Origin of the sequence: Yoonia sp. (assembly GCF_046292185.1) — a bacterium.
In the GTDB taxonomy this organism is placed as follows: Bacteria; Pseudomonadota; Alphaproteobacteria; order Rhodobacterales; family Rhodobacteraceae; genus Yoonia.
This window is the reverse complement of the sequence record NZ_JBKBQY010000021.1, coordinates 1-22,206: the sequence shown is the minus strand read 5'-3', so window position 1 is coordinate 22,206 and position 22,206 is coordinate 1. Positions and strand designations below refer to the sequence as shown.

Here is a 22,206-nt window from a genome sequence, read left to right as displayed (position 1 = left end):
GCAAATGCATCAAAGATGGCTTATGCGCGTTTTATTAGACGGATCACGAATAAAAGGATCACCGCGCCGATTGTCGCATGGATAATGGCACCTGCAATCCCAGTGCCGATACTCAGGCCCAAACCCGGCAGAAGGAGGTTCGCTACAAACGCGCCAGCAATGCCGATCACGATATTTCCGAGCAGGCCGTAGCCATATCCTTTGACGATCAGCCCGGCAAGCCAACCAGCCAAGGCACCTATGATTATTATGACGAGCAGACTGTTGATAGCCATGTTGGATTCTTCCCATTGTACGTCAGCCTGTCCGTTTCAGACAAATAAGCTGATGGGCTACCGCGTCATGCGGCGTCCCGGTTGTTCTTTTCGGATGGTGTAGAAAAGCGCGCCCGTGAGCGGCCACGAGGTCGCGCAGGATCGCACTGCACGGTCCGCTCAAGCTATCCCACGAAAATGGGCACATAGATACTGATTTCGTCATCAGGCGTGTTGCTGCAATATCACAGCTAGGTGTCTCCGCAAGACGACCGGCGCCTGCTATCCGATAGCATCAGGTCTTGCTCCATAGAAATAAAAACGCGACCCGACACATTTGCACCCTCACGTCGGTGCAAATCAGTTTCTACACGCAAAGCGGCATCCGCGTTCATCACGCGGATCCTACGAAGCCTTTCCTCTGCCGATCAATGGCAGATTCCGCCCTTCCAAAATACAACCGGCCTAGACGCGCTTTTGGCAATTCTGCTGAAAGCCAAACGTCAGGGACTGCCTACTGCGCTTTGCATCTGGCGGAAAAGAGCTTCACATAAGCAGGAACGTCATGTCCAAATTATTTCGTCGTTTGATGGGGTCGACTGTCATCGCGCTCCCCTTGGGTCTTGCATATGCGAACCTGGGCAATGCACAGTCGCTTCAGGATTTTGCTATTGTGTCTGGTGAAGCGATTACCAGCACCGGACCAACCACGGTCACCGGCGATATCGCCATCAGCCCCGGATCAGCATTTACCATCACGGGATCGTTTGTCCAACATGGCAATCGCTACATCGGAGATGCCGTTGCCTTGCGCATAAAAAACGAGCTGACAACGCTTTACACGGCACTGGCCAGTCGACAGACATCGACAAATGGCGACCTGACCGCAATCGGCGAGCTCGACAATATGGTTCTGAAAGCAGGGGTCTATGAATTTAACGGCTCGGCGAACCTGAAGGACGGCGGATTATTGACCTTCGATGGGGAAAACAATCCTAATGCCGTGTTCATCATCAACATTGAGTCAGCCCTCACGGTCGGGATCGGCGCAGAGGTCGCACTGCTCAACGAGGCGCAGGCAGGCAATATTTTCTATCGCGTTGGTAGTTCAGCAACGTTGCAGAGTTATTCCCAAATGCAGGGCCAGATTGTGGCCATGGAAAGCATTACCTTTGTCACCGGGGCTGAAATCGTTTGTGGTGCCGGATTTGCACGCAGTGGTGCGGTGACGCTTGACAGTAATACGATCCATATATGCAGTCTCGACAGCACAGATTTCGAAGAATCCGGCTCCAGCCCACTTCTTACGCAGAACGGACGTCGCGTTGCCCAGTCTTTGGCTGATATTCATAGCAGCGGTGGCACGCTGCCAATCACCTTTACAATTCTCACGGCGATTCAGTCTCCCGAGGAGCTTGCCACAAGTCTGGATCAGTTATCGGGTGAAGTTTCCACGGGGATCGCCCCGATGGGCACACAGTCGATGAATGCGTTTCTGGACGTGGTCATCGGATCGTGGCAGCGACCCATCGCTGTGCCAGCACCAGCGCGCGACGAAGGCGTTCCCTATGGCATGGTGAGCGACAAGATCAACGCGCCTTACGGCAACAAGTTAGTCCATGGCGACAGCGATGTCGTTGTCGCCACAGGGCCCGCGACAACCAGCCTCGCGCCGTCACCAGAGCTGGCCACACAATCGAGCGTCTATGCCTCACTATATGGATCAAGCAACGAGACCGATGGCGACAGCAGCCAAGGATGGCATGATCGGACCTCACAGAACCGTGGTATCGCGACCGGATTGAATTATGCGCTGAGTGATCGGACCGATCTTGGGGTCGCGCTGTCATGGAACACCGCTGAGTTTACACTGGGCGACAATGCCGGTTCCGGCAGCAGTGAAACGGTGTTTGTTGCACTGCGCGGTCGCACAGCGTCCGAGCGTGCCTATCTGGAAGGGGCCCTCGCCTTTGGACGCAGCGCCGTCACGACTGATCGGACGGTCACCGTCGCAGGGACCGACAGGCTTGTCGCCGAGACTGACGCGGATATATTGGCCGTCCACGTCGAGGCTGGCTATAGCTTGGGGAACTTTTCGCCATTCGTCGGACTGCGGGCGCAATCGCACACAACCAAGGCGTTCACAGAAACTGCAGCAGAAGGATCATCAGCCTATGCTCTGCGATATGACGAGCAGACAAGCAGGTCACTGCGCAGCGAATTAGGCGTCCAGATGCAATGGCCACTTGGCGATGTGCCCGCTGCATCGCCAACGCTCGGATTGCGCGCGGCCTGGGCGCACGAGTTTGCAACCAACGACGCCAGTACCCGGACTTTTGCCGATCTCCCTGACGCCTCGTTTACGGCATCCGGCACCACACAAGATCGTAATTCATTGATCCTTGGCGCCAATGTGGGGTTTGCGGCGACCAACGGGCTGTTTGTCGAAGGGGGGCTCAACTCTGAGCATTCCTCAAACGCCCGCAACGTCGGTGGATCGATCACGGTCGGATACACTTGGTAGGACGAGATCGGATAAGCCTATCGACATAACCACGAATGGATGGCCCTAAGGGGCCATCGGTTCACATATGCGCCTTGCGAATGACGTAAGCTACGTATTTTGGTGCCGCCCTGCGGTAAATGTCTCTTTCCCTTCTATTTACATAATAAATTTGACGTAATCAAAGGCGCGCAGACCGTGCTTTCTATGACGCGTTGCTGCTGCGGGCCTCTAGAAGGTCGGTACTCGTCACCTCATGCCCCTTTACCAGCGCCTTGCGCAGGTCGCGCAGGCGGTCTTTATGCAGGACCGTGCCGCAATCCTGGCAGGCGCTTTCAAGAAGGGCGATCTGTCCGCGGTGGATGCGCGTGCCGATCAGGCAAGAGAGCGTCAGCATGTCGAGCACAAGGGTCTGGCTCGCAGGATCCAGGTCGGGCAATTCCTGACCCATGGTGGCCCAGTCGAGTGCGATAGGCGTGTCATGATTCAGTTCTTTGCGTAGGCGGGTCAATAGATAGATCTGATTGGGATGCGCGTCGCGGCCATGAGTCAGCATTTCGCCAGTGGCATGCAAAATCACATTCTTCTCTGTCTCGTCACACTTTTCCCAAGACTGAAAATGCGCCTCGATCATGTTGTCCACGACGAGCGGTCCGAGCGTGCGCACCCGCGCCTCTTTCATGATGCGCCAGATAATATAGGCATTCCATACCGCATAAAGAGGGCCAGCAAGCAAGGGGACCATGCCGCGAATTGCCATGCGGGCCGCCACGCGCCGCAGAAACACCCGCAGAATAAAACTGCTGACGCCGACCTTGAGTTTATAGGCGATGTTGAGCGCCGTCAGCTTCCAGTTCCAGACATGCGCATAGGGATCGATGCCATAGATTTTCACCTGCGGGTTGGGGAATTCCAGCCCGGCACGCGCAAGGCTATGCGAAAGCAGTTCGCGTTCATCGCCTCCGGAGAACCGAAAGCCGGAGTGTCGCGTGATCCGCGCGATCCCACGCAACGCCAGTGCATACAGCAGCGCGATCTCTATGGCGCTGACCACCCCCGCGAAAGCATAGAATATACCCCAATATGGCAGCGTGTCCCGCCACCCGGCATCCTCGATTCCGTCAAAGATACCCTGGCGCAACCAAACCTCTGCCCCGCCGATGATCCCGCCGGACACGATCCCAGCCAGCGCCGATAATCCGATGGTCCACCGGGTGACGCGGCCAAGCTTGGACACACGCCCGCGCGACGCACCCGTGCCCCGCTCTGCACCGCGCTGCGCCAGACGGGCGGCAAATTTACGCTCCAGTATATTCGGCTCGGGCGAGTATAATTGCGCCGCTGACATCGTGACCTCTCTCGCATGCTTCAACCCCAAGGCTGGGTATAGGGTCACAACGCACCTGCGTGACGATGGGTTCAGATCGGGACGTGTTTCGCCCTGAGGCGACGAAAAAAAGTGTCCCTGATGACAGGCCTCAGTCTCTGTTCAAAGCACGATCACTGATCGTGCTGCGCAAGCTGTTCCTGTCAACAGCCGTAATCAACTCACGATCATAAAGATCGTTCACGATTTCCAGCATGGCACGCGGGTCATCCAGCGCCAGAACCTGATCGATTAACGGCTGCTTGGCCTGCGCACGCAGGGAGTTCAGGTTCACGGCGGTCATCAGGCCATCTTCATAGGCCCTGTTGAACAGCACAAAACACGCGTCGATCGCGGCCAATTCCGTTTCGCCGGTGCAGCTGCTGCCGATCGCTTCAGCGGTATTGTTGCGCAGCGTATTCATCGACACGGCGGTGATCAATTCGCTGTCGTAAAGTTCGGTGGCGGCCCGCAGGGCATCGACCATGCATTCGTAGGATTCCTGCATGTTCTCGGACGCTTCAAGCCCCGGGCGGATCAACGTGCCACGTTCGGAATTCACCATGACAGCCGAGATCAGCCCATCTTCGTACAGATCGTTGATTTCCTGAAGGTCATCTCGCGCAGCGCGCAGCGCGTCTGCAGTGGCACAGCCCGTCGAGACGACCGATGCGGGTGCATCACGGTCACCGCTTGCCGTGTAGCTCCGGCTCGCAAGCAAATCGAACGCGCTAAGATCGACGCGCCGCGCCGTCCCGTCCGCTGGCAGGTTGGATCTGTAGCTGATCGCATATTGCCCCGAAAGCTGCTCTCCGATTTGATTGTAAACGGCGGAAAGGCTGGTCGCGTCTGGCGCATTGAGATAGATCGCCCCCGTTTCGGTCGCGATCTGTTGCAGGATGTTTTGGTCAATCTCGGACCCGAGGCCGATTGTGAACACAGGCAGGTTGACCGCACCCGCGCGGGCCAGCGCATCTTCGACCCCCGCCTCACTCAGCGGCGCGCCTGCGCCATCGTCATCGACGCCGTCGCTCAGCACGATGACCGCTTTGCGCCCTTCGATCTCTTCAAACAAATCAACAGCTTCCACGATGGCGTCATATAGCGCGGTATCGCCCCGTGCCACCAGAGTGTCGACAGCCGCGATCACGGCGTCTTTGTCGGTTGTCATGGGGGTAAGGACTGAAATCTCGCGCTGGAATGTCAGCAATTGTACGCTGTCATCTTCCCCCAGCGACGTGATGAAATCCTGTGCGGCAGTCCGCGTCGCATCCATTTCGCGCGACATTGACCCTGACACGTCCACGGCAACGACAATCGACAGGGGCGGAAGCTGCGCCGCGACGGTCAGCGGTTCCTGACCCACCTCGTCTTCGCGGACGCGAAAATCATCAGCGCCAAGACCCAGAACGGGAATGCCGTCGAGTGTCACAGTGGCGAAAATGGTGACCTCGGGATAGCCGCTTGTATTCAGCTCTGAAATAGCAATTTCAGTCGCCTCTGCCGCGGCGACCCCGTCCAGGCGGGGCGTAACGGGGTTGTCTTCGGTCACTTGACTGAAAGCCGGAACACCATGCGCAGCTGCAGCGATCAGCAGCACATTCATCGCGCACCGCATGTGGTTTACGTACGAATGGGATCTGGGCATCTTTTATGTCCTTTGGCAGCGACCGGAAAGTTGTCTACCCATCTACGCTACTCAGCCGGATTATTACTGTCATCTTCGCGCGAATGTTTTTAAGGTTTCGGCGAAATTGTGCCTGCGAGAGCGGTTATGCGCGAAACATCACGGTTGGCGATCACAGCTTTTCGCTCACCGCGTCACCGACACTCTAACTACCGAAGGATGCCAGAATGACCAAAATCCGTCCCACCTAAGGCCCGGAGGATGCAGCAAGAGATCGCATCTGGCGTTCCTCGGCAGCCATTCCAAAAACCTGAATAGCCCCTTTTGGCTTAATTTCAGCATACGACCGACTTCTTAACCGTCAATACGGAGCGCGAACCGGTCTTGCGGTCATGCAGCAGGCTGATTGAGGCACAGCCATCGGCTATGCGGACGAAGCCATCATCCTTTAGCTTGCACTGTCGGAGCGATATCGCGTGCAGGTGATCCAGCAGATCGGCGCGTTGTGCTGGATGTTCCCGTGACCGACCCCAAGCGCGGGTAGCTATCGCTTCGATTTATCACGCAGCAGATGCGGTGGGCCAGCACTTCACTGGACCACCTATGCCACCTGGGCCTAAGCCGGTGTCAGTTGCGCAGCCTGTCCTTGTAACACGCGCGCATGGGCCATCATCAGCGGGCCGGTTCCTTTGGCATCGTCGCTGACGCGGGCCTCTGTCAGGTAATAATCGGGGCTACCGTCGCGATAGACACCCTCGAAGCCACCCAGACCGGCGACATGGCAGATATCGGTCAGGCAGGCTTGCCCGTTTTCCGATTGCAGCCGTGTTTGCAGGAAATCAAAAACGCGATCTTCTGCCTTTGCGATCTGTTCCGTGCCCAGCCCAAGCCCGGCGGCACTGGCAAAAGCATAAGCAAACATCGCCGAGGCAGAAGTCTCGGTATAATTGCCCGCAAGTTCGGGCATATTGATCACCTGCCACCACCCCCCGTCACCCGCTTGTAACGCGGCCAGATGCGCCAGCAAGGATTGCGTTGGTTTCAGCAATTCCGCCTGCGCAAAAGCGTCGATGCCCACAAGTTCCGCGCAATCGACCAGTGCCATCGCCTGCCAGCCGAGGGCGCGCGCCCAGACGCTGGGGGATTGGCCAGTCGCGCTGTCGGCCCAATCCTGCACGCCTTCGGCATCGAACCCATGCGCATAAAGCCCGTCTTGGCGGATCGTCACCCCAAGCGCGGCACGCATCTGCGCCAGCGCATCCTGCACGCGCGCCGGATCCTCGACATGTTGTGCATATTCAATCTGAAACGGCAGCGCCATATAGAGACCGTCCAGCCAGACCTGATGCGGATAACGCAGTTTGTGCCAGTAATTGCCGGTCTTGGTGCGCGGATGCGTTTCCAACTGCCGCGCCAGCAGTCCCGCCGCGCGCATCCAGCGGGGGTCACCTGTCCAGCGGTCCAGCGCGAACAAGACGCGACCCGACAGGATATTGTCGATATTGTATTCGTCGATCCGGTAGCCTTGCAAAGTACCGTCGTGGCTGACCTGCGCGCTGGCCAGACGTTCCAGATGCGCGCGCCAGCGGTCCTCGCCTGTCGCGTCATGCAGCATGACCAGCCCGCGGTAAATGCAACCATCCTCATAGCACCATGCGCCGGCTTTATAGGGCTGATAGCGGGTCACGAAAGCGTCGAAATAATCTAGCATGGGGCAAGGTCCTCCTGCGGCAGCGGGGCTTGGGGCAGATCATCGGGGGTGGCCATGTCGCAATGCGTGACCAGCACCCCGGCGCCCGCGACAGGCAACAAACCATCCGCCATCAGCGGGATAGCGGGGGTGGCACCGTCGGCAAAGCTGACCTTGGCCGCACCAATCCGCAGGCCGATCACCCGGCTTTCGGGCAGGCCGAGACAGGCGGCAAAGGCAATGCGGACATTGCGCGCGGTGATCCTTTCCATCGAGATGTTGCGGATTTGCGGGGTCAGCTTGGTGACCGGGGCGGGCAAGCGCGACTGCACGATATCGGAATGGCCGTCATGGTCGCAAAAATAATGCATGTTGATCGCCAGCACCGTATCGACACCGTCGAAATCAACGTCGCTCAGGTGGATATCTTCGACGATACCGCCGCGCCCGCGCCTTGTCTTGATCCGCAGGCCACGATCTGTGCCTGTCATCTGGCACTGGCTGATACGCACATTGCTGACGCCACCCGACATTTCCGATCCGATCACCACGCCGCCATGGCCATGTTCCATCAGGCAATGGCGGATACGGATGTCGCGCGTGGGGGACAGATGCGATCCGTCGCCATCGTCACTACGCTTGCCCGCCTTGATCGCCATGCAATCATCGCCGGTGGAAAAGCGCACGCCTTCGATAATGACGCCTTCGCAGCTTTCGGGGTTCAGCGCGTCGGTGTTCGGGCTGTCGGGCGGGTTTTCGATATGCAGCCCGATAAAGGCCAGATTGCGGGACTGGCAGGGATGCAGCGTCCAGCTGGGCGAATTGGTCAACGTCGGCCCCATGACGGTCACATCCGCGCAGCCGACAAGATGCAACAGCCGCGCGCGGCGGGCATTATTGCGGGTGCCTTTGGGCCATGTCCACCAATCGCCACGCGCACCGCCGCCATCGACCAGACCGGGGCCGGTGATGGTAATCTCCGTCGCATTGATCGCGGTGAGGATCGCGCGATAGCAATTGTCGGGCAAGCCTTCCCAACTGCCGCCCTGGTCGGCGGGCAGGATCGGGAAATCATCGCGGTCACCGGGTGCCAGCAGGCGCGCGCCCGCGGCCAGATAGATATGCCGATGCGACGGGATCAGCAGCGGCGTGACGATCCATTCGCCGGCAGGCACGATCAGGGTGCCGCCATCGGGCAGCGCGTCGAGATCAGATTGCGCCATTTCGGGGTCATTCAGCACATGCGCCCCAGCGCAGGCGGCGGTGGTGAAGGCCAGTTCACCCAGTCCTGTGACCGCCAGCCGCAGCGCGGTCGCTGGTGGCAGATCGTCCAGCACCAGTACGGCGCGGTCTGTGGTGCCGCGGAGGGTCAGGTCCGGACCGGTCAGGTGCCAGTCGAGTGCTGCGGGCAGGAAATAGCGTGCCTCGGGCACAAGCAGGCGCAGGGCAGCGGCACGGGGTGTGGCTGACAAAAGCTCTATCTGGGTCATGGATTCGGGTTTCTGAAAGGGGCCGGGGCGCGACTTCGCGCCCCGGCGTTTAAGGTCAGGAACGGAACTGCCGCAAGGCGCGGTTGATGCTGCTGATGATATCAGCCGCTGCATCCTCGGCGCTGATCTGGCCATAGGCGACACCTTCGAGGTTATCGGCAAAGGCATCACGCACGCGCGGATGTTCGTTGAACGGCGACACGACCGGGCCGCTGCCGTTTAGTACCAGTGCATTCGCGGCGGCGACGTTTTCATTGATCAGATCACCGTCCTGCAACAGGTCAAACGCGACTTTGCTGGCAGGCACACCGCGGGAATCGCCCAGAATCTCAATCGCCTCGGGATCATTGAGCAGGCAGTCGATGATTTCTGCCGCGGCTTCGGGATGCTGCGAATGGCGCGAGATCGAGAACAGCATCGACGGTTTGCTGTAGGTGCCTTCGGTCACTGCACCTTCGATGGTCAGCATCGGCACCGGCACCAGTTCCTGATCGGCCCCCAGCGGGTCAGCATATTTGGCATAAGCGGAATCCCATTCGAACGTGCCAGCGATCCGGCCATCGGACCAAGGGCGCATTTCGAACAATTCGATATTGCCCTCGCCCGCGACCTGACGCCAGCTCCGGATCGCGCCACTTTCGACCAGATTTTCGTAGAAACGGATGCCTTCCAGCAGCTCTTCTTCGGTCCAGGCGACAGTCATCGTCTCATTGTCGATCAGGTCCTTGCCGGTCGCCTGCGTCACAGCGCCCGAGACAAGGAAGATCGCGTTCAGGCCAGCCGCCTCGAAAGGGTAGTGATCCTCGCCCAGTTGTTCACGGAACACAGGGGCAGCCGCTATCACATCATCCCATGTCTGCGGGATCGGCAGGCCGACCTTGTCAAACGTCGTCTTGTTGAAGAAATAGACGCGGCCTGTGGTGGACACGGGAATACCGTTCAGCACGCCGTTCATTTCGCCACCGGAAAGCTGCGCTTCGGTAAATTGGCTCAGATCGATGATATCAGCATAGTCCCGCAGATCGGCAAAGCCATCACCTTCGCGCGAAAACAGCGGCAGCCATGGCCAGTTGATCTGCATGATATCGGCCTCAGTCCGACCGGCGATCTGGGTGGTGATGCGTTCCTGATGGCCCGACCAGCCAGTAAATTCGGCCGCGACCTCGTGCCCCAGTTTCGGGCCGCAGTGATTCAGCGCCTCCTGTGTCTGGGCGTGCCGGGCGTCGCCGCCCCACCATGACATGCGCAAGGTTTCCGCCTGCGCGCCTGTGGCCAGAACCCCGGCCAGGATGGTTGTTGATAGCAGTTTCATTGGGTCTCCCCTCCCTTAGTGAAGTTGCAGCAGCGAGATATTGTCGCCGCTTTGGTCGAAAACATGCGCCTTGCCGGGTTCCAGGTTCAGCGTGACCGCTGTGCCCCGTTCCAGATCGACGTAGTCGGCGGCGGGCAGCACCGCGACCAGCCGTGCATCGGCGACGGATAGGTGCAGAACCACCTCATGCCCCATGAATTCTGCGCCCGTGACATGGGCTTTCAGCCCATGCGCGGTTCCCACGCGCAGATGCTGTGGTCGGATGCCAAGCGTGACATGACCTGCCGGGTCTTGCAGGCGGGCCATCAGTTCATCAGGCAGCGCCAAGGCCTGATCGCCGATATGGAACTGGTTGCCAGACAAGCGCCCGTCGATCAGGTTCATTTCCGGGCTGCCGATAAAGCCTGCGACAAAGGCATTGGCAGGCCGGTCATAAAGCGTCTTGGGGTCCGCCACCTGCATGATATGGCCGTCCTTCATCACGCAAATCCGGTCGCCCATCGTCATCGCCTCGGTCTGGTCGTGGGTGACATAAATGACGGTCGATGACATGCCTTCCTGCTTCAGCCGTTTATGCAGATCAGTGATCCGCACCCGCATCGAGGCCCGCAGTTTGGCATCCAGATTTGACAAGGGTTCGTCGAACAGGAATACCTCGGGTTCCTTGATCAACGCACGGCCCAGGGCCACACGCTGCGCCTGACCGCCGGACAATTGCTTGGGCAAACGGTCCAGCAATTCCTCGATCTCCAGAATGCGGGCGACATCGGCTGTCTTGCGCGCGATCTCGGCCTTGGAGGCCCCTTGCAGGCGCAGGCCAAAGGACAGGTTCTTGCGCACTTTCATATGCGGATAAAGCGCGTAATTCTGGAACACCATCGCGATGCCGCGCGCGCCGGGTTGCAGGCGGTTCACCACCCGGTCGCCGATGACAACATCACCGCCAGAGATGCTTTCCAGCCCGGCGATCATCCGCAGAGTCGTGGATTTCGCGCAACCGGACGGGCCGACAAGCACCATGAATTCGCCGTCGTGGACATCCAGATTGATGCCATGCACGGCCTTGAACGTATTGGCATAGGTCTTTTCAAGGTTTCTGATTTGAAGGCGGGCCATAGGATTATCCTTTCACTCCCCCCACCGAGATACCCTCGATGAAGTAGCGTTGTGCGATGAAGAAAACGATCAGGGCAGGCAGCAGGGCGAGCACCGACATGGCAAGAATACGGTTCCAGTCAAAAGCCTCTGTCGTGTCGATGGACAGTTTCAGCGCCAGACTGACAGGGAAGCTTTCCACCGATGACAGATAGATCAGCGGCCCAAGGAAATCGTTCATCGTCCACATGAACTGGAACAAGGCGACCGAGATCAGCGCAGGGATCAGCATGGGCACGACGATATAGATCAGAGTCTGGAAAGAGTTGGCACCGTCGACGCGCGCTGCCTCTTCCATGTCGCGCGGGATGGCGCGCAGGAACTGGATCAGCATGAAGACAAAGAATGCATCCCCCGCAAAGGCCGATGGCACCCAAAGCGGCAGATAGGTATCCAGCCAACCCAGATCACGGAACAGGATATATTGCGGCACGCGGGTCACCACATTGGGCAAAAGCAGCGTGGCGATCAGGCTGGCGAACAGCAGCTTTTTGAACCGGAATTCAAACCGGGCGAACCCATAGGCGACCAGCGCGCAGGAAATTACGGTGAACACGGTTTTTGGCAGGATGATCAGGAACGTGTTCCAGAAAAACCGCCCGAATGTGTAAGGGGTCGAGGTTTCCCAGCCCTTGCGATAGCCGTCGAGCGTCGGTTCCTGCGGGATGAACCCGATGGAATTGAAAATCTCTTGATTGGATTTGAACGACGCCCCGATCAGCCATAACAGCGGATAAAGCATGATAAAGCCGACGACGATAAGCAAAGTGTAGCGCACGAAGGCCGACAGGCGTTCGGCGCGCCGGTCTTCGGTATTGAGAATGATGTTGCGCGCGGGTGTCGCGGTCGCAGAGACCAATGTTGTTTCAGGCGTGCTCATGCGCTCAGCTCCTTTTGTCGCCAGCGTAATAGACCCATTTTTTCGACGACCAGAAGGCGACGAGGGTCAGGACCATGATGATGACGAACAGAACCCAGGCGATGGCAGAGGCATAGCCCATGTTGAAATTCTTGAACGCTTCATCATAAATATAGAGGGGCAGCAGATAGGTAGACCGCAGCGGCCCGCCGCCGGTGATCACGTAGGGGCCGTTGAATTCCTGGAACGCCTGCACCATCTGCATGATCAGGTTGAAGAAAATCACCGGCGTGATCAGCGGCATCGTGATGTGCCAGAAGCTGTGCCACTTGTTGGCCCCGTCAATCGCCGCAGCCTCGTACAGCGATTTATCGACAGCCTGCAAGGCGGCAAGGAAAATCACCATGGCCGATCCGAATTGCCATGTCCGCAGCAGTGTCAGCGTGAACAGCGCATTGACCGGGTCACCGAACCAATTGACGGGGTCCAGCCCGATACTGGTCAGGATGAGGTTTACCAGCCCCGCATCGGCGAAGATATAGCGCCACAGCACCGCAATCGCGATGGAGCCGCCCAGAATCGACGGTACGTAATAGGCCGTCCGAAAAAACCCGATGGCCCGCAGCCGGTAATTCAGGATCACCGCGATAAACAGGGCGAAAGCCAGTTTCAGCGGCACCGTCAGGAACACGTAAAGCAACGTGACATTCAGTGACCGTTTGAAAGTACGGTCCGACATCAGGTCGCGGAAATTCTCCAGACCGATCCAGATAGGGCTGTTGATCAGCGTGTAATCTGTAAAGCTCAGATAGAGCGAGGCCAGAAACGGGATCATGGTAAAAACCAAAAGCCCGATGATATAGGGTGTCAGATAGGCCAGCCCCAGAAATCGGCTTTCCATAGCTCCTCCAGCTTAGATTGTGTCGCGGCGCGCGGTCAGGACTGCGCGGGCGACTTGGGTGTGATCCTTGGGAATTTGTGGGCCAATCAGACGGACACATCCCGGTGCAGGACGGTCCTTACAACAGGTCGTCTTCAGACTGGCCATCAAATCGCTCCTCCCTCGATCTGATTGATGTCACAAGCTTTCGCTTGCGCCGTGTTCGACTAATATGCCAGATTTGCGCAAGGTTGGAATTGACAAACACGTAGAAAAAGATGGACGAAATTGAACATGCCGATCAGACCATCGCCCTGCGCCCGACGCAAGGGAATGGCGTGTTGTCGGGTATTCCCCTGCGGGCGCTGGATCTGACGCTGACCCGCTCTGCGATCCGGATGCGCCATTCGCACAGCTGGTCGATTGAAAAGGTGAATGCCGTCCATGATCTGGTGATCTGCCTCTCGGGTACCGGGCAATATGAAATGGAAGGGCAATCGATCTGCCTGACCCCCGGCATGGCGATGATGATTCGCGCAGGCACGCCGTTTCGCGGCTATAACCCTGACCCAGAGACAATCTATACCGGACTGGCGCAGCATTTCCGGCTGGACTTGTTTGGCCGCCATGACCTGCTGGAACGGATGAAAACCCGCCCCGTGGTGCGGTTGGGCAACTGGCCGATGCTGGCCCCTCTGGTGCAGCATTACCGTGCCACCGCGCCCGCGAGTTCAACCACATCGGTCATGCATTTCGCCTTCATGGTGATCCTGAATCAGTTCATCGAGGATGCATTTCTGGGATGGCAAAACGTCCAAGACAGCGCCTTGGACCAGTCCGAAGGTCTGCCCATGGCGGTGATGATCGCCGCCACCCAGATCGCGGCTGATCCGCTGAAACCCGGCCTTGCCGACGTTGTCGTCGCGGATGCGCCTTATAACGACACCTATTTCCGGCGCGAGTTCAGCAAACGGCTGGGGCTGACCCCGGCGAAGTATCAGGAATTCAAGCGGATGGAGATCGCGATGCAATTGCTGGAGGCAGGCTATAGCGTTGCAGAAACCGGCCAAAGGCTGGGATTTTCCGACAGCTATTATTTTTCGCGCCTGTTCAAACGCCATATCGGCACCAGCCCGCGTGGCTGGCAGGATCAGGTACGCCGCCGTCGCGACGGTGCCTGGCCACGCGGCCAGGAAGATGGCGAGATTATTTATCCGCTACGTCCCGGCGTTTAGCAACTGTATCTGTCAGGCCGTCGCAGCCGCCTAGGTCTGGCCGCTCTGCACAACGAAAGCGCGATGGTGATGCCTGCACTCGGCGACATCGAGGTATTCCTCCTAGCGTCCATCCGCCGGTTTAACCTCGAAAATGACAGCGATCATGTGGTAGATTTGGGGCCGGGGGGCGCGGACGCGAGCTTCAGGAATGTCCTGTCTTCGCGGTGCAGGAACTGCTCTTTCTGATCGAACTGATAGTTTTTAGCGCAAAGCGACCACGCCGATCACCGACAGCGTGATCAGAGCGAGACCGCCCGCCTCTCGCATCGTGATCCGCTCGCCAAAGAAATAGACTGCGAACAGCGAGAAGATGACCTCCACCTGCCCCACCGCAAAGACCATCGCCGCATTTTCGAGCGTGAAAGCGGTGAACCAGCACAGGCTACCCGCCATACCCGTCAGCCCCATCCAGACAGCAATGCGGTGCGCGGCGATCACCTTGCCAACCTGCCCCGGTTCGCGCCAGATCAACCAGAGCGACAGCCCAATGGCCTGCAGTAGTGTGACTATCGCCAGCGACAGGCCGGCACGGAGCAGCGGGTCATCGCTCGCGATTTCCAGTGTCGCGCCGCGATAACCCACAGCCGACACTGCGAACAACGCTCCCGAGATGATCCCCAGTGCCGCCGCCCGATTGCTCAAACGGTGCCACCAACGCCCTGTGAGCCCCGGCGTTTCCGACAGGATCAGGACGCCGGCAAGACCGAGCAGGATTGCGCCGATGCCCGCCGCTGAAATCCGGTCGCCGAGGATCAGCAAGCCCACGAGGGCTGTCTGCACCACTTCGGTTTTCTTGAAGGTGATCCCCACCGCGAAATTCCGCTCCGCGAAGAGCGCGACGACACACCATGTTGCCAGAATTTGCGCCAGCCCACCTGCCAGCGCATAGGCCCAGAACGCAACCGTGGTGCCGGGCCATGTGGCCTGGCTGAGAAGGAAATAGCCGAATGTCAGCGCGATGACGAAAGGGGCTGCATAGACGAAGCGCGCCAATGTTGCGCCGCCTGCGCTGAGCGGGCCCATGCTGAGGTGTTTTTGCAGCATGAACCGCAGCGTCTGAAACGCGGCGGCGGCAATCGAAAGGGTGACCCAAAGCTCCATGCGCCCCTATGGCGCGGAATGACGCGCGCTGCCAGAGGCCATAAGCTCAGAAGATCAGCAGGATTGGCCGCGCACCATCACCCAGTAATCACCACGCTTGCCGATGCCATATGCGGCCACGCCATGCCGCAGGATTTTGGCACGGTGACCGGACGAGTTCATCCAGCCGCGCCTCGCCTGCGCATCGCTCAGCCAGAGACAATCAAACATATGGCGGCTCCGGTTAGCGCCATCAACATCACCAGGATTACCTGCGCCAACGGTTCCAGTCACTGACCGAACCGGCAAAAGCATTGATATCCACCGGACCGCGAATGCCGGGCACAATACCGGTGCCTGTATATTGCCAAAACGCCCAACGCTGTCCGGGATAGACGGTTGATGGATGGCCCGCGACGGACCGCAACCAGAATTCGGTTCCCGCCAGATTGCCGATTCCCGTTTCACGATAGAAATCCACCGTCGTGTAGATGACAGGTCGCTGGCCGTAATGGGCTGTGAGAATATCAAGAAACTTCGCAGCTTCTGCTTGCACGACGGCAGGTCCGGGGCGGTATGGGCAGGTGCGCGATTGATGGTTCCATTCCAGATCCAGCACATGGGGCAGGTCAGAAGAATCGCGTGGCACATGCTGGATGAACCAGCGGGCCTGTTCTTCGGCAGGTCGGCAGAAGAAATAGAAATGATAGGCCCCGCGCGGCATGCCAGCACGTCCAGCACCCTGCCAATTGTCTTTGAACGCTGGGTCGGTGTGATCGCCACCTTCCGTCGCCTTGATGAAGGCAAATGAAATGCCGGCCTTGCGTACTGTGGGCCAGTCAATGTCACCCTGCCAGCGCGACACATCGATCCCGTGAACCGCATAGGCGGATGGCGCGCGCCCGTCCCACGGATGCGGCTTGTTATCGCCAAAGGCTGGAAAGCTGATTTCGACAGGGCGGGCTGCTGACATCACCGGCTCTGCCGCCCGCATGGTGACGGGTGGGGCGTTGTAGTATTGCCGCCCCGGACTGGCGCAGGCCAAAAGCAGTAGCGGCAGTGAAAGCTTCAAAAACCGGGATAGTGCCAAGCGCATGCGTTTTCCTGCCCATTTATTTTTCGCCACCTTTGCAAAGCCGGAATTACAATGTCACGAAGCGACTGCATTGCGCAGATCACATCCGCGAGAGCACGTAACCAAAACCCTTGGCGGTGCAACGAAAAGAGTCTCGAAGGATGCATCACCCGGCTTTCCAAACAGAAGCTCGCCGGTCATCACAAAGTTGCACCGCAGCAACAGCGGTCAAGGTCCGGAATGGGCCGGTCATATCAATGGTGGGATTGGACGTCTCAACGGAGCGATACTCCTACTTCGCAATTCAACTTTGAGTCCAAACCCGCCGGTAATGTGTCAGCCTGGCAACGTGACGATGATTGCGCCGCGACGGGTCGCCACGACGGTATGTTCGTATTGCACAACTGGTGCGGCGGGCTCGCTGTAAAGTGTCCAATCATCATCGGGCCGTGATGCGGCCCATCTCCCGCCCTGCGATAGGAACGGCTCCACAGTCAGCACCAGGCCCTTGTGTATCCGCCGGTTATCTCCCTTGGTTGGCCACGTCGGAACTTCGTCCGGAGCCTCATGCAGCGCTTTTCCAACCCCATGACTGGCAAGGTTCCGGATCAGAGTATAGCCGCGTTTGGATGCGAAGGCACCGATGGCGTTGCCGATCCCCGCCAGTGGTTTGTCATGCCCTACCTGCGAGATGCCGATCTGCATGGCGCGCTGCCCGTCGCGACGGAGCTGGTTCAAGTCTGGATGAACCGACCCGAGCGCAAAGGATGCCCCTGTATCTGCGAAGTAGCCATTGAGTGACGCAGACACATCAATGTTGACCAGATCCCCCTTTGCAAGCCGACGCTCGCCGGGAATGCCATGGGCGATTTCCTCGTTGACGCTGATGCAGGTCGTGCCGGGAAAATCATACGTCGCCTGAGGTGCCGACACAGCGCCTTCCCGCTCCAGCAACTCTCGACCGATGCTATCCAGCTCGCGTGTTGTCATCCCAGGCGTCATGGCCTTGGCCATGGAATGCATGGTGTTGGCAACTATGCGACCAATCTTCTTCAGACCATCAAGTTCATCTTGGTGTGTGATTGTCATCTTCTGTCTCGATCTTAGGTGCCGGCGCTTTGTATGTAACATTGGTGGGCGGCACTGTCTCGCACAGCTGACTATTATTAAATGGCGCAGATGCTAATTCGCTCACGTATAACCGGTTCGGTGATTGCCTTATGCAGAGTCTGGTTACGCGTCTATGGTCAGCGGTGGAGCGCTTGGCGCGCGGCTCTGGCCAACGCGACAGATGCGGGGGCGCATCTGTGGACTGCAACCGGCAGTTGCCAGTCACGCCAACGATGCAGATCCTTCACCTATTTCTGTGTAAACCCAAACCATCCTGTCCAGTATCCACAGTTTGGTCAGCATCGTAATTGCGAGCCCGGTCGTCGTCATTGGGACGTTTAATACCGCCAATCCTGTGAGCAATAAGATGGTGCCAGCAGATGTCGAGATCGTCAAATTCCGGATAACCGGTGCATGATGCGCGAGATCACGATCCTTGCCGCGCGCTAGCCAAATGTGCTCGCCCAAGACACCTTTCGTCATCCAGTTGTTTACGGACGCAGGAGGAGAGAAAAGGCGCGGGTTCAACCATGTCCACAAAAGCACAATAGCCACAGGGATCATCGCCCACCAACCGATCCAGACCCGGCTCCAGACAGCAATCGCAAATAATGGTAAGATCGAAACACGCGACCAGCCGCTCCATGGGTTTGCATGGCGCGCCCATACGTCATCATCCATGATCATTAGCCGCTGTGCGGCCCTGATTAAGGCGTCCATTCCTTCATGCACTCCGTCCCGTGACTAAAACCCCAAAGCGGATCAGTGTGTTCTGTTGCCGCAAGCGGGCTGTCTGGCAACGACGACTACTTTAGTGGACGGTCGCAGCAGCATCAATGTCTGCTTGAACCCATCCCCACCATGCGGCTACTCGGCTCGCAATAAACGCGGCGTGGTGATCGACCCTCGTGATCAAGTTCTATCTTGGGCTGCGCGTGCCGATGAAAAATTTTGGCGTGCCAGCTAGGTAATTCTGAACTTCTGCAAAGCTGCTAATATCCCAAACTTACCAATTGAATCTTTACGCTTGCTGGCTTCAATCTGCCGCTGCGAAATGATCGAGTTGGTCTTGGAATGCCTTCTTGAAGGCAGGCCGCGATATTGCTCTTTTGACATAAGCTCGGCAATTCGGTAAATCATCAAGGGCTTCGAAACGATCAGCCAGCCGCAGAACGTCTGCCATGACAATGTCAGCAATTGAAAACGCGCCAGCCAGCCATTCACGATCAGTCAAGTAGTACTCCATGTGACTAAGACGTGCCGCAAGAAACCCATCAAGTGCCTGACGCCCTCGTGTTTGTACTTCATCGTCCGAGAACTTGAAAATCGTGAAAGGCAAGACTGCCATTTCCACAGAATTTAGCCCTGCAAACAGCCACGTGATGACTTCGGTGCGACCCTTAGGATCGGCAGGCATCAGCTTTCCGCTTGTTTCTGCAACGTAGAGCAAATCGGCGCCGCTCTCGAAAATCGAAGTTTCGCCGTGTGTCAGCCAAGGCACCTGACCGAATGGCTGATGGCGATAGTGTTCATCCCCGCGATCTTTGAACGGGGTGCTTTGAACAGCGTATTGGAGACCGGCTTCTTCCAGCGCCCATCTAAGGCGAATGTCTCTGACGTAACCGCGCGGTAAGTCAGGAACCCAATCAAATGTTGTTATCGTGATCTGTGTCATGGGGCTAAGCTAGCAGCAGGGCTTGCATCTGTCGAATGGCAGCAAAGCCCCGCTTAGCTGCCAGTTCCTCTACGATCAGCGTCGGCAAATTCGATCAAGTCTGAGGTGCTCCCCATTCCTTGGACGGGATCTGGCGTTTTCTAAGCTCTTCTTTGCTCCAGCTGATCGGGTTGGGTAACTTCGATTTGCAGTGATCCGGACCGGCGCAGACGGTCTGTCTAGGCGAAGGATTCATGATGTCGGGCGGACCAAACCAATAGATCGCCTCGTTCAGCGCTTCGACGCAGAAGTCGGCCTCCAGCGTATTTGAGATTGCAGCCGATGAAGAAACCATTGTTGGCTGGGTCTATCGCTGGAACACGGGCGCGTTGGCAGTCCGGTGGGACTTGCATTGCCCACAGCGCGTCTCAAAGATTCACTCGGATCTCTGCGATGCCCATAAAGCAGAGATCAATTTCGCATCTCTCACGCAGCTTCCCTGTCGCGACGACTGACCTGGAAGACTTCGCGAAGTTACGACACCGTTCCGGTGGTGTGCTCGGCTTATCGAGTTGATTGCCGTTCGGCCAAGGCAAAAGTAGTGAGGGCGAGATTTTAGTCTCAGCTTAAAATTACATAAAACGAATTATGCGCCATTTTTTGTGTAGCCGGGCACATTCTAAACTGGGTTGCGACAAAGCCCCTATCTTGCTGATCAAAAGATATCTTTACAACATCGACAGCTTTGTAGGTTACGAAAGTTGAAACGCCAGACCGAATGGTCGATGATTAAATGTGAATCTGCAAAAGAGTGAACATTGTGAGCCAAGAGAATATCGCAGGTTGGTGCTCAGTGCACCCGGCAAAATTTGAGATCGCCGAGGCAATGCCGCAGATAGTCTGGTCAGCCCGATCCGACGGCACCGTAGACTGGACAAACCGTGAATTCGGACGCTTAACCGGACTTCATAATCTCAATCATGATGCCGAAGATTGGCTATTGGGCATTCACCCAGATGATCGCGCCGCGGTGCTTGCTGACTGGAGAGAGGCAGCCACTCAGACGGTGCCGTACCGCGCTGAATGTCGTCTATGGTCCGCCGAAGAAAGGACATGGCGTTCGCATTCGGTTAATGCTCGCCCGCATCTTGATTCAACTGGTCAGGTCACCCGTTGGTTTGGCACAGCAACCGATATTCATGATTGTCGAGTGCCTAAGAAAGACCACGAATTTGAGTTGCGATTGGAAGTTGTCGAACAGCTTATTTTGGGCAAGATCACAGTATGCAGCAGATTGTCCGATATCCTCGATGATATCTGCGCCGCGATCACCAATGTCTTTGAAGGCCCACGCGTCTGTATACAGCTGTACGAAACGCCAACGCGGGTGACAAAAGGCCCTGTAGACGATGATGGTGGTAGCTCGTTGTCACAGTTATCTTCACAGATGTCCGATCAAGTTATTCAATCGGCTTCAGTGCCAATTTATGATGCCAGCGAGCTATTGATTGCGCGCTTTCGACAACAGGAGGACGCACCTGGTCCATTGAGTGGTTCCGACGTCAAACTTCTGCAACGCATGTCAGATCTCGTTTGCAAAGCGATAGCGCGCATTCAACGCCGCGACAGCCTCAATGAAAGCGACATGCGCTACCGCAGCCTCTTCGACTTTCTTCCGATTGCAATCTGGGAAGAAGATATCTCCGACATCACTGCGAAACTGAACGCAATCCGAAGGTCAGGGGTGGAAGACTTTGAAAATTGGCTCGACGTGAACTCCTCTTTCATTGATGAGGCTCTTTCAGTGCTCCATACGCTCGATGCAAACCGCGCCGCCAGACGGCTATACAATTTCACTGACAATCCTGATTATCTTTTCCAAGCCGTAATTGGCATCGCTGATGAGCCAGAGTTTCGCGCATCAACACGCGACATGTTGGTTGCTGTTTGGAATGGCAGCACGGAACTCCAGACCAGCTATAGAGTCCCACAACCGGATGGAACGAAGCGCGACGTCTTGGTTTGGCTCCGGTTACCTGAAAATGGTAATGGCAGGATTATCCGGGCCGAAATTGACATTACGGCGCAGCGTCGGGTCGAGGACCGGTTTCGACATGTCGCACAAGCGTCCAGCGACTACATTTTTGACCGGGATTTCGCCAGTGAGACAACTTGGGTCAACGATGCCGCTTCTTGGATCAAAAATCATGCCGCCGGACCATGCGAAGTGCCCCGCAATGCTTGGGTCGAGAGCGTTCATCCCGAAGACCGCGATGAAATTCTAGCGTCAATTACAACAGCGATCACGACAGGTGAAGTGTTCTGGGAAGGCGAGTATCGGCTTAGGCAAATTGCCGGAAACTACATTCCCGTGCTTGAGCGCGCCAGTATTCTGCGAAACGAAGACGGTAAACCAGACCGGATGATCGGCAACATTATTGATCTGACGGAGCGGAGAGAACTGGAGGCACAGTTGCGCCAGTCGCAACGTCTCGATGCGATAGGGCAGTTGACTGGTGGTGTCGCACATGACTTCAACAACCTCCTGACTGTCATTCTAGGAAATGCCGAGACATTGGTGGATGCCCTTTCTGCTGATCATCAGGCTGTCAAGATGGCACAGCAAATCTTGTTTGCTTCGGAGCGGGCTGCGGATCTGACGCAGCGGCTACTGGCCTTCGCGCGCAAGCAGCCGCTCTCACCCGGCGATTTCGATGCCAATGCCGTGGTAAAAGATATGCGGACACTGGTCGAACGTAACCACGCCATTGATACCGTAGCTTACGCGGCTTGACTGCCCATTGCGGATGCCATCGGCGCCCAGTTCCAAGGCAGCAATTCATCAAGCCGGTTGATCTTGTGATCGTGGATGCG

The 22,206-nt window shown here is 57.4% G+C and carries 19 protein-coding genes; 3 read left to right on the top strand and 16 right to left on the bottom strand.

What is annotated here, in order from left to right; genetic code table 11:
• Positions 1–20: 20 nt before the first annotated feature.
• On the bottom strand, positions 21–275 hold the full coding sequence (locus ACK4TM_RS05925; RefSeq protein WP_409698182.1) for a GlsB/YeaQ/YmgE family stress response membrane protein: 255 nt from the start codon (positions 273–275) through the stop codon (positions 21–23).
• A gap of 544 nt (positions 276–819) precedes the next feature.
• On the opposite strand from ACK4TM_RS05925, the gene ACK4TM_RS05920 reads away from it, so the two are divergent.
• Entirely contained in the window at positions 820–2,778 is a 1,959-nt protein-coding gene (locus ACK4TM_RS05920; RefSeq protein WP_409698179.1) for an ice-binding family protein, read from the top strand.
• A gap of 184 nt (positions 2,779–2,962) precedes the next feature.
• Here the strand turns inward: ACK4TM_RS05920 and ACK4TM_RS05915 are convergent, their stop codons facing one another.
• The 8 genes from ACK4TM_RS05915 to ACK4TM_RS05880 all read right to left on the bottom strand — a co-directional run bounded on the left by ACK4TM_RS05915 (position 2,963) and on the right by ACK4TM_RS05880 (position 13,157).
• On the bottom strand, positions 2,963–4,153 hold the full coding sequence (locus ACK4TM_RS05915) for an LBF_2804 family protein (protein ID WP_409698176.1): 1,191 nt from the start codon (positions 4,151–4,153) through the stop codon (positions 2,963–2,965).
• Positions 4,154–4,235: 82 nt separating this feature from the next.
• Positions 4,236–5,675 carry a vWA domain-containing protein gene (locus ACK4TM_RS05910; RefSeq protein ID WP_409698174.1) on the bottom strand — a complete coding sequence of 480 codons (1,440 nt, stop codon included), beginning with the start codon at positions 5,673–5,675 and terminating at the stop codon, positions 4,236–4,238.
• A gap of 691 nt (positions 5,676–6,366) precedes the next feature.
• Positions 6,367–7,461 carry a glycoside hydrolase family 105 protein gene (locus ACK4TM_RS05905; RefSeq protein WP_409698171.1) on the bottom strand — a complete coding sequence of 365 codons (1,095 nt, stop codon included), beginning with the start codon at positions 7,459–7,461 and terminating at the stop codon, positions 6,367–6,369.
• A complete protein-coding gene (locus ACK4TM_RS05900) occupies positions 7,455–8,930 on the bottom strand; it encodes a glycoside hydrolase family 28 protein (protein WP_409698168.1) in 1,476 nt (491 codons plus the stop codon). Before ACK4TM_RS05900 ends, ACK4TM_RS05905 begins: the two co-directional genes overlap by 7 nt.
• A gap of 55 nt (positions 8,931–8,985) precedes the next feature.
• Positions 8,986–10,242 (bottom strand): ABC transporter substrate-binding protein, encoded by a 1,257-nt coding sequence (locus ACK4TM_RS05895; protein ID WP_409698165.1) that lies wholly within the window; start codon positions 10,240–10,242, stop codon positions 8,986–8,988.
• Between the two features lie 15 nt (positions 10,243–10,257).
• The gene (locus ACK4TM_RS05890) at positions 10,258–11,358 is read right to left on the bottom strand and encodes an ABC transporter ATP-binding protein (protein ID WP_409698162.1); all 1,101 of its coding nucleotides are present in this window, start codon (positions 11,356–11,358) and stop codon (positions 10,258–10,260) included.
• A gap of 4 nt (positions 11,359–11,362) precedes the next feature.
• Positions 11,363–12,277 (bottom strand): carbohydrate ABC transporter permease, encoded by a 915-nt coding sequence (locus ACK4TM_RS05885; protein ID WP_409698159.1) that lies wholly within the window; start codon positions 12,275–12,277, stop codon positions 11,363–11,365.
• Between the two features lie 4 nt (positions 12,278–12,281).
• A complete protein-coding gene (locus ACK4TM_RS05880) occupies positions 12,282–13,157 on the bottom strand; it encodes a carbohydrate ABC transporter permease (protein ID WP_409698156.1) in 876 nt (291 codons plus the stop codon).
• A 257-nt stretch (positions 13,158–13,414) separates the two neighbouring features.
• Between ACK4TM_RS05880 and ACK4TM_RS05875 the strand changes: the two genes are divergently transcribed.
• A complete protein-coding gene (locus tag ACK4TM_RS05875; protein ID WP_409698153.1) occupies positions 13,415–14,371 on the top strand; it encodes a helix-turn-helix domain-containing protein in 957 nt (318 codons plus the stop codon).
• Positions 14,372–14,614: 243 nt separating this feature from the next.
• Here ACK4TM_RS05875 and ACK4TM_RS05870 read toward each other — a convergent pair whose 3' ends face one another.
• From ACK4TM_RS05870 to ACK4TM_RS05840, 7 genes are all read right to left on the bottom strand, one after another.
• Positions 14,615–15,514, bottom strand: a complete 900-nt coding sequence (locus ACK4TM_RS05870) for an EamA/RhaT family transporter (RefSeq protein WP_409698150.1) — start codon at positions 15,512–15,514, stop codon at positions 14,615–14,617.
• Between the two features lie 54 nt (positions 15,515–15,568).
• The gene (locus ACK4TM_RS05865) at positions 15,569–15,724 is read right to left on the bottom strand and encodes a hypothetical protein (protein WP_409698147.1); all 156 of its coding nucleotides are present in this window, start codon (positions 15,722–15,724) and stop codon (positions 15,569–15,571) included.
• Positions 15,725–15,761: 37 nt separating this feature from the next.
• Positions 15,762–16,589, bottom strand: coding sequence for a GH25 family lysozyme (locus ACK4TM_RS05860; RefSeq protein WP_409698144.1), 828 nt, complete (start codon positions 16,587–16,589; stop codon positions 15,762–15,764).
• A 315-nt stretch (positions 16,590–16,904) separates the two neighbouring features.
• A complete protein-coding gene (gene map, locus ACK4TM_RS05855) occupies positions 16,905–17,657 on the bottom strand; it encodes a type I methionyl aminopeptidase (RefSeq protein ID WP_409698141.1) in 753 nt (250 codons plus the stop codon).
• Between the two features lie 243 nt (positions 17,658–17,900).
• Positions 17,901–18,359: a DUF6653 family protein gene (locus tag ACK4TM_RS05850; protein ID WP_409698140.1), complete on the bottom strand. Its 459-nt coding sequence runs from the start codon at positions 18,357–18,359 to the stop codon at positions 17,901–17,903.
• Positions 18,360–18,714: 355 nt separating this feature from the next.
• Complete coding sequence (locus ACK4TM_RS05845; protein WP_409698137.1) at positions 18,715–19,353, bottom strand: glutathione S-transferase family protein; 639 nt, start codon at positions 19,351–19,353, stop codon at positions 18,715–18,717.
• Between the two features lie 94 nt (positions 19,354–19,447).
• The gene (locus tag ACK4TM_RS05840) at positions 19,448–19,687 is read right to left on the bottom strand and encodes a hypothetical protein (protein WP_409698134.1); all 240 of its coding nucleotides are present in this window, start codon (positions 19,685–19,687) and stop codon (positions 19,448–19,450) included.
• 465 nt (positions 19,688–20,152) lie between these two features.
• On the opposite strand from ACK4TM_RS05840, the gene ACK4TM_RS05835 reads away from it, so the two are divergent.
• Positions 20,153–22,126: a PAS domain-containing protein gene (locus ACK4TM_RS05835; protein ID WP_409698131.1), complete on the top strand. Its 1,974-nt coding sequence runs from the start codon at positions 20,153–20,155 to the stop codon at positions 22,124–22,126.
• Positions 22,127–22,206: the final 80 nt, after the last annotated feature.

Excerpts from the sequence above, each read along its gene's own strand:
- ACK4TM_RS05925 (WP_409698182.1), bottom strand. The coding sequence starts at position 275 with ATGGCTATCAACAGTCTGCTCGTCATAATAATCATAGGTGCCTTGGCT.
- ACK4TM_RS05920 (WP_409698179.1), top strand. The coding sequence starts at position 820 with ATGTCCAAATTATTTCGTCGTTTGATGGGGTCGACTGTCATCGCGCTC.
- ACK4TM_RS05905 (WP_409698171.1), bottom strand. The coding sequence starts at position 7,461 with ATGCTAGATTATTTCGACGCTTTCGTGACCCGCTATCAGCCCTATAAA.
- ACK4TM_RS05900 (WP_409698168.1), bottom strand. The coding sequence starts at position 8,930 with ATGACCCAGATAGAGCTTTTGTCAGCCACACCCCGTGCCGCTGCCCTG.
- ACK4TM_RS05895 (WP_409698165.1), bottom strand. The coding sequence starts at position 10,242 with ATGAAACTGCTATCAACAACCATCCTGGCCGGGGTTCTGGCCACAGGC.
- ACK4TM_RS05890 (WP_409698162.1), bottom strand. The coding sequence starts at position 11,358 with ATGGCCCGCCTTCAAATCAGAAACCTTGAAAAGACCTATGCCAATACG.
- ACK4TM_RS05885 (WP_409698159.1), bottom strand. The coding sequence starts at position 12,277 with ATGAGCACGCCTGAAACAACATTGGTCTCTGCGACCGCGACACCCGCG.
- ACK4TM_RS05880 (WP_409698156.1), bottom strand. The coding sequence starts at position 13,157 with ATGGAAAGCCGATTTCTGGGGCTGGCCTATCTGACACCCTATATCATC.
- ACK4TM_RS05875 (WP_409698153.1), top strand. The coding sequence starts at position 13,415 with ATGGACGAAATTGAACATGCCGATCAGACCATCGCCCTGCGCCCGACG.
- ACK4TM_RS05870 (WP_409698150.1), bottom strand. The coding sequence starts at position 15,514 with ATGGAGCTTTGGGTCACCCTTTCGATTGCCGCCGCCGCGTTTCAGACG.
- ACK4TM_RS05865 (WP_409698147.1), bottom strand. The coding sequence starts at position 15,724 with ATGTTTGATTGTCTCTGGCTGAGCGATGCGCAGGCGAGGCGCGGCTGG.
- ACK4TM_RS05860 (WP_409698144.1), bottom strand. The coding sequence starts at position 16,589 with ATGCGCTTGGCACTATCCCGGTTTTTGAAGCTTTCACTGCCGCTACTG.
- map (WP_409698141.1), bottom strand. The coding sequence starts at position 17,657 with ATGACAATCACACACCAAGATGAACTTGATGGTCTGAAGAAGATTGGT.
- ACK4TM_RS05850 (WP_409698140.1), bottom strand. The coding sequence starts at position 18,359 with ATGGATGATGACGTATGGGCGCGCCATGCAAACCCATGGAGCGGCTGG.
- ACK4TM_RS05845 (WP_409698137.1), bottom strand. The coding sequence starts at position 19,353 with ATGACACAGATCACGATAACAACATTTGATTGGGTTCCTGACTTACCG.
- ACK4TM_RS05840 (WP_409698134.1), bottom strand. The coding sequence starts at position 19,687 with ATGGTTTCTTCATCGGCTGCAATCTCAAATACGCTGGAGGCCGACTTC.